Here is a 14,047-nt window from a genome sequence, read left to right on the forward strand (position 1 = left end):
TATATCAGCCTTAAATACAAATGAAAAACCTTCATATTACTTTCTTTACAAAGTAGCCCGAAGGGCTCTACCACTACAAAAGAAAACAAACTAGCACTCTATTAACAAAAATGCTAGTTTGTATAAATTTCATTATTTCATTTTTACATTAATCGTAATCGAACGGGAATTTCCATTGCTGTCCGTATACGTTCCTGTCACTGCAAAGCTATCTCTTAGCTCACGGATCAAGCCGAAATCAAGATTTAATTCGGCAATTAACGCCGCAAATGACATGTTGTTTTCACCTTTTGTTAGTGTTTCAGTTTCTGTTCCGCCTAAAGGATTAGAAACAGTCATCGTCACATTTTCCGAAATCGTCATTTTGCCATCACGAAGTGTGCGATTATTTGGCTCAGCGCTAAGATCAAACGAAATCGTCGTTGCTGTCGCTGTGTTAGAAACTGCTCCAGTAATTTGTGTACCTGCTGATGTTGTTAAATGAGCAGCTGAGATCATCGGACGTACCATATCACTAGCCGTTGCATTCACTTGGCCAACGTCATTACCAGAAGTATCTTTTAAATTACCTGTATATGTCACTGAAGGACGAGCATCCGTATCAGCACTTGAACGTTCCGTTAAGTTTAGGGTAATTGTTGAGCCACTTGTTTGAACAGAAGAAATCGTATAGCCGTTAACCGTAAACTTATTTGCTTCTACCGAACTCGAAGCGATAGATACTGAAAACTGTAAAAGAACTGCATCAATTCTACCGTTATTGTTGCTATCAACAGTGAAGATGCTTGTTAATTGTGTTGACGAACCTACTCCCGGTACTCCAGGGGCTGGTGCACCAGGAGCTGGAGTTGTTCCACCTTGTGTCGGTATCGTGCCTAGTTCCATCGCACGGAATAAGAAAACTGTGAATTCTGCTCTTGTTACAAATCCTTTTGGATCAAAGACATCTCCTGGTTTCCCTTTTGTTACTCCATTTTGGTATAGAGTAATCACATCCTGAAGATGGGCCTGTGCAATTAATCGTTGGTCATTTATTTTTACCGAAGTAGTTGATACTGGTTTTAACTCAAACGCACGAACTAAGACAGAAGCCATTTGCTCACGCGTTAAGCGATCAGTTGGCCCAAACGTACCATCCGGGTTTCCACGGAAGATCCCTGCTTGTTTTGTTGCAGCTGCAGCACTCGTGTAGTAAAGTCCCGTACGTACATCCTTAAAGCTTGTCCCCTGTGCAGCCGGCAGCTTTAAAGCACGTTGGAAAAGTACTGCTGCATCTGCACGGTTTAGTCTGTGATTTGGACGAAATGATCCATCGTCATATCCCTTAATAATCCCTTGGTTGGCAAGTGTGATAACATTAGCATAGCCAAATTCACCCGGTTTATAATCTGTAAAAGTCACCTGAGCTGATGCAGGATTAGCCCATGTCATGATTGGTAATAACAATACTACAGCTAATAGCAATCTTATATATGTAGCTGTCATTTTTCTCATCATTTATCTCCTCCAAGTCTAGTTATACAAAGTTTACAATACCATAGAGTCGTAGATTTTAGTATTGCTTTTTGGTAATTTTCTGGTGGATATGATTGGAAGTTGGTTTGTTGGTATGGGTTAGTTGGTCAGGTTTCTATATTCATTCGGTTTGTTCGTCTTAGCTCGAAGAGCTGATCCTCCCCTATCCAACTAACCACAAAAACGCAAATCAGCCACAAGATGTGGAAAATCTGCGTTTTTGGTTTATATTATAAGCTCTGTCTCACATAAAATTTTCTGTAACCCACAACCATCAATTACCTTAGTAGACGAACTTGCCGTTGTTGTTTGGCAACAACGGTATAGCTTGTCAGTACTTGTCCAAAGACAAGAAAAAAACATAAAATGATGAGATGAGTCTCATCTGACATTTGCTCGTCATTGTTTTCCTCCTTTAAAGGTTAGTTTCGAAAAAATAAGGGTCTTACCCTAGATTTGGCCCCTTAAAAGGAAAATACAAATCTGCTAAGGTACGACCCTTCATCGTTGTTAAAGCTTAGTTTTTCGTTTCGCCATTTCGTAAAATTTCATAAGCACGATCAAGTAGTTTGTCAGTTTCCTCTAATTCAGGGAATTGCGCAATGTACGCATCCACTTCTTTCATTAACTTATCCACTACTTCAAATGAAACCCAAGGTTGAAGTTCATCTTCGGATATAAAGAGTCCTTCGACTGTTTTCATTAAGTTCTTAATAGATTGTTCCAAGTTTTGAGTTTGTTCCTCAACTTTAATCGTAACGTAGATCGTCTTACTTACTGATTGATCAGCCTTAGTAAAGGTTAACGTTACCCTCTCTGTCACAGAATGCGAGATGCTATTCGTATTTCCGAGATATACTGAATTCGTTGTTTCAGATACAGTTAAGTAATTCGAATGTAACTGCTCTCCTGTTACTTGTAACGTAATCGTATCGTTCACTTCCACACCATCTTTAAGGCGAATGATAAGGTTTGTAATATCACCTTCTTGGCCAACAGCGATAGTTGCCATATCTTCGTATTTCTCAAGTTCGAGTTCTAATTCTACTAGAACCTCTTCCGGAGTTGGAACCGGTGAAACAGGAGGTGCAGTTGGTGGGTGGACCGGCGGGTGGTTAACCACTTGAACAACTTGACGAAGCTTAGCCACTGTCAGTCCTTCACCACTGTCGATTAGCTCCTGAATTCGTTGTTTATAGAGGTTGTGATTATTGTAATTCACATACGTATAATCAACCTGCTTATAATTTATGATTACTTCTAACTCATATAAGTCTAACTCGTTAAGGTCCTCAGTTATTTTTGTTAAGAAAGTAGTGATCATTCGATCGTTCACACCTAGCACAATCTCAATAATGTCCTCTTTCGTTAGCTCATCTCCGGCTTGAACTCGTATATTGATCGCTGTTCGGTATTCATCAATGGCTCTATAAATATCTAAGAGATTTTTATACCCAACTAAATCCTCCAATTGATACCAGTGGAATTGGGTTGGATTATTTACAATCACTGCAAGTTTCTCAGCCACTTCACGGGCTTCAACTTCTTCATTTACTTTAATAACAATTTGTTCAACTTGGGCCTTTGTTAAATTGCCGTGCGTGTTGTAGTGATCATTGAGCTGCTTACGATATTCTTCCTCGTTCTTCCATAGAATAAAATCATATACATGATCATAGTCATATTTAAATAATTCACGAAGCGTGTACACGTCGACATTTAAAGGATTATCATTGATAACTGCTAACAACTTGGACTCATTCACTTCTTGAACTAAGTTTGTTAGTTCTTCAACAGTTATCGACCCGTTCTCTTCTATAAAAGCAGTAACTGCTTGGCGATAGTCTTGTAAGTTATGGTATTTAACCAAGTCCCAACCAATAACCTGTGCAAGTTCCCAATCCTCAAAGCCAGTTCTGTTATTAATAACGGCTTGAAGCGCCTCATGTTTGTTAATCCCATCAACAATTCTCGAAATATCTTCAACCGTTAATTTTTTTCCTTCCGCATTGTCATGTGCTAATTTAATTGCCACACGATAAGCATTCAAGAACTCAGAATAAGAATGAACATTGCCTCGGTTTAGCACCTCTTCTAGATGACGCATCGTAAATGTTTCTGGGTTTGCATTGATATAAGCTAAGCTTAGATCTCTATTCGTATCCCAAACAACACGTTGAACATCAGCATGTGTAAGGTTACCATTCTTTGTATGCCATGCTGCAATTGCTTGGCGATACTCTGGTAAGCGATCTTCTCTGTCATGACTAACTCCTACTAGTAAATGAAGCGCACTAAATGTGAAACTAGTAGGTTTGTCGTTAATCTCTTTTAGCGCAGCCTCTACTTGTGCTCTATAGAATGACTGGTTTGCATCATGTAATACTGAGACAATTTCAGCAACAGTTAAATGACGATTTAATTGCTCTAATTTCTTCTTAACCTCTGAACGATAATGCCCCAGTCTTTCCTCGTAAACTGATACATCCCATTGGAAATGAAGGAGTGTTACAAAGGTAAACGTGTCTGGATTTGCATTAATTTCTGCCGCCGCGATGTTTTGAAGGTCCTCAGTATATAGCTGATTTCCTCTATTTATTGCTTGATACATTTCATGAATTGTTAGGTGACCGCCTTTTTCGGCTATCTTTTCTTTAATCGCTTGTCGATAGTATTCCAGACGATCTTCTACTACGTAGGCTCTAATCTTCCTCAACGTCTCAAATGTAAACGTATCTGGATTTGCATTAATGTGAGCTAAGGCTTCTAGTTCCATTAGTTCAGCTGCTAATTGATTGGCTTCATTAATTGCATTCTCAATTTCATTCAAAGTAAGTGCGGTACCTTTATCAGTGCGCTTCTCTGCAATCACTTGACGGTAATATTGAAGTCGCTCTTCAAGTAGGTGTACATGAAGACCTAATTTTGTTAATGCCTCGAAGCTAAATCCACTTGGATTATCATTGATTTCTGCTAATGCTTCCGTAAATAGCGACTCATTAATTGAAACAACTAGATTTTCTAGTTCTTTTACTGTAGTAAAAGGTTTTTCCTGATTTATCAACCGATCAATGATTGCTGCTTTATATGCATTAAAGTTTTCTTCTCTAATAATTGGTAACCAATTAAGTGCCTGATTTAATTGCTGCAGTGTCAGGTCCTCTGGATGATTATTAATTGCTGCAAGTCTACTTTGGCCATTAACAGTTTGGATAATAGTAGTGATTTGTTCCACTGTTAAACTTCCATAGTTTTCATGAGAAGTAATCGCCTCATGATATGCGTTAAACAAATTCCTTTGAATGTTATAGCCTTGTGCCACATACCATAAATCATCATACGTAAAGTGAGCGTTGGCATTAATGTATTTTGCCATTTCCGTATTATTTACGCTCATAATTATTTGTTGAACAGCTTGCTCAGTTAACCACCCGAGAGTAGACTTACGTTCAACAAGCGCTTGGCGATATTGGCTCATAAACTGTTGTCTAACGTTATGTGCTGCACGATTTAACCATTCGAAGCTAACTGTTTCAGTTTCATCATTTACAATTTCTAAAGCAATTGCTCTGATATTGTTGTTCACTACATTAACAGCCGCTTCAACTTCTTGCTTAGTTAAGTTCGCACCTTTTTGAGTACGTCTTTGATTAATTTCTTGCTGATAATAGCTTAATAGATTCTGATCTGCATAGACGTTAATCGCAGAAAATAAGTCGCTAATACTAAATGTTAGTGGATTGGCATTAATTCGAGCCAACGCCTGTGTTTGGTTAATAGCCCTAACGACATTTTCAATCTCTTGTTTCGTTAAAGGTACCTCAGAAGCATTAACAGCCTCTACTAATGCAACACGATAAGCATTTAGATATTCCTGTCTAGCGCTATAAATTCCAGCTATTTGTAACATTTGATACGTTACTTCAGCTGGTTTTTTATTGATTTGATCTAGCATTGTTTCTTGAATATTATTATTCGTTTCAATCACTAAATCAGCTAACGTATCAATCGTAAACGGCTTGGCTGCCTTATTAATAGCTTCTTGGTAATAGCTAACTAACTCCGAACGTACTGTTGCGTCACGATAGTACGAGAAAAAAGTATGGTTACCATCACGAGTTCTAAACGCTAATGCATCACGTAGCAACTCAAAACTTACGTTAGTTGGAGTTAAATTGATTGTTTCAAGAGCAACAAAGCGATCAACGCTACCAACCACTTCTTCAATCAATGGACGAGTTAGAGTCATGTCGCTAAAGCGGTTGGTCATCGCTTCACGGTACCTTGCCAAATTCGCTGCTTTCGCCCAGCTTACTACCTCTTGTAAGTCAGTAAAGCTAAAGTTAGAACAATTGTTATTAATACGTTCAACAGCAGAAGCTAATGACTGACTGTTTACTGTTAAGATAACCACTTGAATTGCTTCAATTGTTAACACACCATCTTTACGAGCTTCCACAAGCGCTTGACGATATTCAGCAAAACGCACAAACACTAATTCATTAATGCCTATTTGCTGAAGTGCATAATAATCAATTGTTTCAGGGTTGTTATTAAGGGCATCTAGAGCCGACACTCTAGAAATACTATTGTACACCTGGTTTAAGTCATGAGCTGTTAAGTCCCGTTGAACTTCAGCCTTAAGTTTTACTAAAGCATCTAAGAACAGTGGGAACATCCAGTTGTTTACATAAACCAATGGTTCAAAGACATCTGGTGTCATCGCCGGTAAATTGCCGTTAATCGCAGCTAACTTTTCTTTTTCAGCCGCCTCGTTCACTCCAATAATTAACTGACGAAGTTCCGGTTGGGTTAACAAACCATTTGCTAGCGCATCACGTATTGCTTGTTTATACTTCTCGAAGTAAGTTGGATAGAATTGTACATGTTCTCTATAGCCAACCGCCCAACTTAGGTTATTGATGGTAAACTCAGGGTTCGTTAACACTTGTTCTACCGCATAGGCATGAGTAGAGTCTTGGACGATGGTAATAACTTCATTTCTCGATAATGAGCCTTGCTTAGCAGCTTTTGCCGCTGCTAATAAATCACGAGCGTTTTCAAAGTTCTCTTCATAAGTCCAAACAAGAGTTGATAATAAACTATAAGTTAAGTTGGCAATGTCGTCATTAATTACGTCGAGCGCTTCTTGGCCATTTGTTGTACCTCGTTCATGAACAATTTGAACAAGTCCTTTTAGGATGGCTAACGTTAATTCTTCGTCACCTTTTAAGAACTCAATAATCTCCTGACGATACTCTTCAAGTAATGCTGGTTCTACTCTATCATTAACAGCTGTTTGCAAATGATAGTAATCAAAACCTTCTGGGTTTCGAACAATCTCTGCTAAACTACTAATTGGATCTGCATGTCTTGGTCGCGCTGGTTTGAAGCTTTCTAACTCAGCTTCAAGAGCTAAATATCTCTCATAACCTTCTTGGTCAAAGTCACTTGCTTGGACCCCTAGGCTAAATGCTTCTTGAACCGCTAAATACGCTGTTAAGTAAACTACTTGAGCCTCAGCTGCATTTTCTGATGTAACTGTTCCAAAATCTTTAAGTTCTACTAGTAATTCATTCGCGTGGGCTAATGCTTCTTCTAACGAAAGACCGAACTCTTCTAGTCGCTCTAGAACAGCTGCAAGTTTGTCTAAACCAACAAGCTGTGTTTCTGCAACTCCTAGATCACGAGCTTGCTTCACTAAGTTTTGTGCTAGGCTCACCTTCATCCGTACTTCTTGAAGATTTCCTTCATTAACCTCAGATGCTAGTGGTAAGTTCGCTAACGCTTCATTCGCTTTCGCTAATGCTTCTACTTGTGCCGCTTCGATCTCTTGGATTTTTGCTTCTGCTAGTGCGAGTTTACTAATACCAACAAAGTCTCCATCAACCGCACCTTTTGTTCTTGCATCTGCCACCGCTTGTTGTGCAGCTACCAGCTTCGCCTTCGTATCTGCGAGATTTTGAGGTGTAATTAATGACTGGATTGGTACTAAAGTAATTTTTTCATTAGCAATTTTAATTGCTGCAGACTTCGCTTCTACTAACTGTTTCACTTTTGCTTGAACAGCAGTGAAAGCTGCAAGGTTTTCAAATTCACTTTCGTAAGCTCCTACAGCTATTGCTCGCTCAATTGCACCTTCTAAAAATTCAACTCTCTCTTTTACCGCTGCTAGATTTTCATAATTGATCTCTGTTACAGCTGGTAATTCAGAGATTAATAAGTTTACTAAAACAATGTTTCCATAGAGGTCCTCGAAGAATACGGCTACTGCCTCTTTTGCTGCAGCAAGAACATCTAACCCTACAAAGTCAGCTTCCACTGCACCTTTTGCTTTCGCATCGGTGATTAGCGATTCTGCTTGCTTAATCTTGTCAGATACAGCTCTGAAATTTGCTACCGTAATTTCTGAAGCCGCTAAAATTTCCGCTAACGCTGCATTTGCCGCTTCGATTGCTTCTAGCTTTTGAATATTAATTTCTTCAATTCTATCTTGAAGTGGCGCTACTTTCTCTAATCCAACGAAGTCGTCATCTGTCGCCGTTTTTGCTTTCGCAATGGCAATTAATTCAAATAACTTCTCTAATTGCTTTTCAACTTGGCGCACCGTTTCAACCGTAACATCCTCTACTTGAGGTAACGTTGCTAATGCTTGGTTAACCGCTTCGATTGCTAAGCGCTTGTCTTCTTCAAGTTGAGCAATTTTCTCAACCGCTGCCGATACTTTTGCTAAGCCTGAAAAATCAGCTTCTTTTACCGCAATTGATTTCGCGAATTCGACCGCTTCTTTTGCTGCAGCAATTAGTTGTCTAACCTCATTGATGTTTTCGTACGTAATCTCATCAGCCACAGGAATAAGCGCTAATTTTTCGTTTGCTGCTTGAAGTGCTGCTTGTTGATTTCCAACTAACTCAGCTACTCTTTCTTTCACAGCTACATACTTCTCAAGATCTGTGAAGTCCGCGTCTACTGCTCCAGCTGCTTTTGCTGATTGGATCGCTAATTCAACAGCCACTAGTTTTGATTTTGCAGCATCTAATGATTGATACGTAACTTCCGCTAGTGCTGGTAGGTTTGCAATCGCTTGATTTACGATCGTGATTTCTGCTTGCATTACTGCTTGTAGTTCAGATACTTTGTCTTTTGCAGGCTGTAAGCGATCCTTACCTACAAAGTCAGCTGCTAGCGCACCTTTTGCTTTTGCTTCAGCGACTAAATCAAGCGCAACTTGAATTTTTGGTACTAGTGCTCTAAAGTTCGCTACTGTAATGTCTTTAACTTCCGGAATTTCAGCAAGTGCTTCATTTGCTCTTGCAATTGCATCCGTTTTCTCTTTCGTTAACTCAGCAACCTTTGCTTCAGCAGTTGTTAAACGAATAAGATCTTCAAAGCTACTATCCGTAGCGCCAAGCTCTTTTGCCATGTTTACTGCTGCTCTTGCTGCCGCTGTTTTTTCCGTTGCATCGACTAACGTTGCAAACGTAATCTCATCAACTAGTGGCACAAGACCAATCAGTTCATTTGCTTGTTCAATCGCTTCTTCTAATGTTGTTAATAACAAATCTACTTTTGCTTGCGCTTCAGCGATTTTTGCAAAGTGAGGGAAATCAGCTAGTCTTGCCCCATGTTCCTTCGCTACCGCTACTTTTTCTTTTGCCGTTGCAATTAATGCCTGTACTTCTTCAACGTTTTCTGCCGTAATTTTCTCGACAGCTGGAATTGTATTGATCGCTGTATTTGCAGCTTGAATAGCTATTGCTTTTGATTCAAGCATTTCGTTTACTTTCGCTTCAAATGCTGTCAGCTTAGATAGATTTTCAAACACTGCGTCAGTCGCACCTTTTTCTTTTGCTGCTGTAACAGCTGCACGAACCGTTTGTGCTACTTCGTTCATTTCTTCAAGGTTGGCATACGTAATCTCTGTCATTGCCGGAAGATCACTGATCGCTTTGTTTGCCGCTGCAATCGCTTCAGCTTTTAAGGCTTCAAGTGCTTCTACTTTTTCCGTCACTAAGGCAATACTCTCAAAGCCTGTGATGTCAGCTTCCGTGACTCCGAACTGTTTCGCTTCCGCTACAGCAGTGACAGCTAGATCAAGTTTTGTTCTAGTATCTACTAAGTTAGCAAACGTAATTTCTTCTAAGGCAGGTATGCTAGCAATCGCTTGGTTTGCTTTGTTTAATGCTTCTGCCTTTACTTGTTGTAAATTATCAATACGCTCTTTTAGAGCTACGATTTTCTCTAAACCAACAAAATCAGCATCAACCGCTGTTTTTGCTTTAGCCGTTGCAATTAAATCAGCAAGCGTAGCTAATTGAGCTTCTACTTCAGCAAGATTTGTGTACGTTACATCTGTCACTACAGGTAGAGATGCTAACGCCTCGTTAACAGCAACAATTGCTTGACGTTTTTCTTCTTCAAGCTGGGCAACCTTTGCAATTGCTTGATTTAATGCTGGTAAGCCAACAAAGTGAGCGTCAGTTGCTCCTTTTGTTTTTGCTTCGGCAATCGCTGTTTTCGCCGCTTCAATTAGTTCTTTAACCGCCGCTAAGTTTGCAAATGTTACATTAGTTGGTACTATAGCAATTTTTTCATTTGCTACTTCAATCGCCGCTGCACGTTCTGCTACTAATGCAGCTACTTTTTCTTCTAACGCTGTTAAGAGAGCAAGATTTTCAAAATCAGCATCTGTCGCATTTTTTTCTTTTGCTGTTTCGATTGCTTGCTTAGCTGCAGCAACCTTCGCTTCTGTATCAGCTAAGTTTGTAAAGTTTACATCAGCTACTACCGGTAACGCTGCAAGAGCACCATTTGCGGCTGTGATTGCTTCACGTGTTCCTTCGTCTAACTGAGCAATTTTTGCAATTGCAGCTGTTAGTTTTGCTAAATTGGAAATGTTGTTATCTACTGCAGCTTTTGCTTTTGCTGCTTCAACGGCTGTCTTTGCTTCTTCTACTATAGGACGTGTCGCTTCAATGTTGCTGTACGTAATCTCTGCTGGGATTAACTCAATTTTTTCCTTGGCTACACGAACGGCCTCGTCTCTTTCAGCTAGCAACTGTTTTACCTTTGTATCTGCTGCTGTTAGTGGTGCTAATCCTTCAATTGTTACGCCTTTATCCGCTGCCTCAGCAATTGCTTTTCTCACATCAACAAGAAGTTGTTGGACCTCTAATAAATTACTAAAAGTAATCTCATCAACAGCTGGGATTTGCGCTAATTTTGTAGTCGCAACTTCTCTAGCTGTGTTTCTTTCAGCAACTAATTGTTCTACCCGTTGGTTTGCCGCTACGACTCGCGCATAGTCTCTTACTTTTTCAATGTCCGTTTGAGTAACGCCAGCGTCTTTTGCTGCTACAATCGCATTATTGACTGCTGTTACACGAGTTTGTAACCCTTCTAAGGCAATTGCTTGAACATTGCCTGGGTTTGTTGGTAATGCACGGATCGCTTTTTGAACCTCAGTGATCGCTGACATCATCGCAGCTAATGAAGCTTCAATTTCCGTTAATTTCTCTAAATAATTTACTTCTTCAACAACAAAGTCGGCATTTGTTGCGCCAAACGAGATCGCTGTGTTAACGTTTCTTCTTGCCGTTTGCACACTAGCAATATCATTAAAGCCAACCGCTGAAAGTTCAGGAAGCTTCTGAATATTTGCAATCGCAGCATCAACTGCTTGTTGCTTGATTGTGTCAAAGATTGACTGAACACTTTCATTTGCAGCTGTGACATTGGCGTTGCTTGTTTTCTCAAATGCTTGAATTTCAGCAACCTTTTCTCCACCAATTGTTACGTTAGCCTCGGTTGAAATTTTTCCTACGCCAGCATTAACGTTTAATGTAGAAGCTGTTTTTACCGAAACTTCCGTTTCGTTTAAATTTTCACCTTTCAGAGTAACTGTGTTGTTTTGCTCTGATTGAGGAATGTTTAAGACGATGTTTTGGATTTGCGTATTTCCACTTGAGTTAACAGTTGCTGCTTTTTTCACCGTTACTTCTTGGACATCAGCAAAGCTACCTGTTGTGCTTACAAAGGTTACTTCACTACTTGCATTCTTTGTCTCAATCTCAATCGCTTGAGCCGCGAAGCCTGCTTTTGCCGTAATTTTTGTTTCATCCTTTACAACAATTTTGGCATTGTTAAAGTTACCCGCTAATTCAATATCGGACTCACTTGATGAACTCGTTGGGTCTACTTCAATTCTGTCGATGACGTTAACACCGTTGGTGCTTAAACGAACACCGTTGTCATCTTTTACAATGATTGATTTGAACTGAACACCATTTAAGTGGATCGTTCCTTTTTTCCCAGAAAGAATTTCAACCTCATCAGCTTGTACATTTTCTAAAACCACAGAGCTCTGATCACCAGCATCAAGGACTAGTTTTCCTTTGATTACTAAGTTCTTAAGTGTAATCGGCTGCGTGATATCTCCTTTGATCTCTACGTTGCCCTCAATAACAGCTTCATTACCAGCTGCATCTGCTCCGTAGGTTGCACTATCAACAGGAGTAATTAGAAAGTTAGTTGCATAAACAACATTGTTTGCAAACGGATTTTCCGCACTGTCCCACTCAACTACCGTTGGTGTTGGATCAGGATCTGGAGCAGGGATACTTGGTCCCGGATTTGGAACAAACGAACCACCAGGTTGTACACCAAATGCTTGTTTAACTTGATCGTAGTTTTTAATAACGTCTTTTGCTTGAACACCTTCAGGAAGCTTCAGTTCACCGACTGTAGATCCTTGTGAAAGGTTTAGTGTTAAAGCTGAATTTTTTACTGGTGCTAAAGTTTGAATTTTTCCATTTAAGTCAAGTGTTACTGGGTGTAAGCTCTCTACTGTTAATTGATTGATGTTACCTACCGTTTTCAACTGAAGGTCACGACGATTTTTCACCGTTAAATCAGTTATTGTTGCTTCAAGAGTCACGTTTTGTGCACGCTCAGCAACTGTAACACTTGGAAGTACAACTGATTGATCAGCTTTCAGTGTAGCGTCTGTTTGGACTTCTAAAGCTTTTACGGTTGTTGTACCTTGGAAGTTTACAGCTAAGCCTTTATTATTAATTTTTATATTTGTAAGAGTTGAGTTTTTGAATGTTACATTGTTTGCAGTTGTATTAGCTGCTGATACGAGTCCTGCAGTACTTGTTAGAGCTGTCGCACCTTTCACTTCAACTTGATCAAACGTAATAGTACCGCTAGCTTTCTCAGAAACTTCTAAGTTCCCCGTTACCGTTAGATTTTTCACGGTTACATTAGAAGCCGATACCTTGACGTTCCCTGTTAAAGAGAAACCTTTTCCGTCAAATACTTTTGACGCTGTTGCTAGCTCTAAATATGTAATCCCAGTGATTTCGTTATTGCTTGTTTGAAAGTTAATCTTTGAACCTATTAAACTCTCTTTGTTACTAGTAAACAAGTCCTGTAAGTTACTAGAAAGTGTGTATGTCATTCCTTCAATCGTCACACTACTCTCGTTAATCGCTTCAACCGTTTTCCCTTGTGCGTCTAGTGATAAAGAGCGAGTAATAAACACAGCAAAATCAGCTCGGTTTACTGCAGTCTTAGGTCTAAAACTACCATCTCCATAACCGATCGTAATGCCATTTTGATAAAGAATTTTCACATTCTCTTTGTGGGATGCAGAAACCTTGTCTAAATCTGTCAACTTTATTTCCACACCAGCTTGAGCTTTTAAATTAAAAGCACGAACTAGGATTGTTGCCATTTCTTCGCGAGTTAAAGACGTTTTTGGGTTAAAGTTCCCATTATGATCACCTAAAAAAATACCTGCATCTTTAAGTGCAGATACTGCGCCAAAATAAGAGCTTGTTTTTGGTACATCTTTGAAATATTGCTCACTCGTAGTTGAAGACTGTAATTCTAAAGATCTTACTAGTAATGCAGCAGCGTGCTCACGAAGTAGCTCTTGCTGCGGACGAAAAGTCCCATCTGGAAATCCTTTCACAATCCCCTTTGCAACTAAATGACTAATTGCCTCTTTCGCGTAGTGATTGCTAGAAACATCTTTAAATACTACATCGGCAGATACCGGTGCTTGTCCAGCAAGACCTGCAATAGCAACTGTTGTTACCGCAGAACTCGCAATTAACTTTCTGTAAAAATCAATTTTCTTTTTTCTCAATCCCACTCACACTCCTTCATGTAGGGCACTTAATTACGCCACGGTTAAATAAATATGTCATTTGAATAGGTGAATATTACTACTTTTTTAACTTTTTATGTAAATAAATTTACTAGTTTAAAAAACAAAGTAATAAAGTATAGTTTCACACTTTACTATCATAAAATTTTTCCAAAATACTGTCAATAATTATCAGTAAATTCAATTGTTGGGAATATATGAAGATATATGTAAAGTTTCCTAAGGTGTCAGACACCGTTCGTGGACATTCTTGTGCAAATGTCCATCGGTGGAGGACGTTTTTTTGTTTGGATCATAAATTTCGATTTTCGACTGTAAATTAGTCATTTCGGACTGTAAGTTCTCGAGTTTGGACTG

General features: G+C 39.3%; 2 protein-coding genes. Both read right to left on the bottom strand.

What is annotated here, in order from left to right; translation table 11 throughout:
* Positions 1–132: 132 nt before the first annotated feature.
* Positions 133–1,497 carry an S-layer homology domain-containing protein gene (locus DS745_RS07650; RefSeq protein WP_129077673.1) on the bottom strand — a complete coding sequence of 455 codons (1,365 nt, stop codon included), beginning with the start codon at positions 1,495–1,497 and terminating at the stop codon, positions 133–135.
* Between the two features lie 535 nt (positions 1,498–2,032).
* Positions 2,033–13,669 (bottom strand): S-layer homology domain-containing protein, encoded by an 11,637-nt coding sequence (locus tag DS745_RS07655; protein ID WP_161568208.1) that lies wholly within the window; start codon positions 13,667–13,669, stop codon positions 2,033–2,035.
* Positions 13,670–14,047 lie beyond the last annotated feature (378 nt).

It is taken from the genome of Anaerobacillus alkaliphilus (assembly GCF_004116265.1).
GTDB lineage: Bacteria > Bacillota > Bacilli > Bacillales > Anaerobacillaceae > Anaerobacillus > Anaerobacillus alkaliphilus.

Coding starts and splice junctions, on each gene's coding strand:
- DS745_RS07650 (WP_129077673.1), bottom strand. CDS start 1,497: ATGATGAGAAAAATGACAGCTACATATATAAGATTGCTATTAGCTGTA.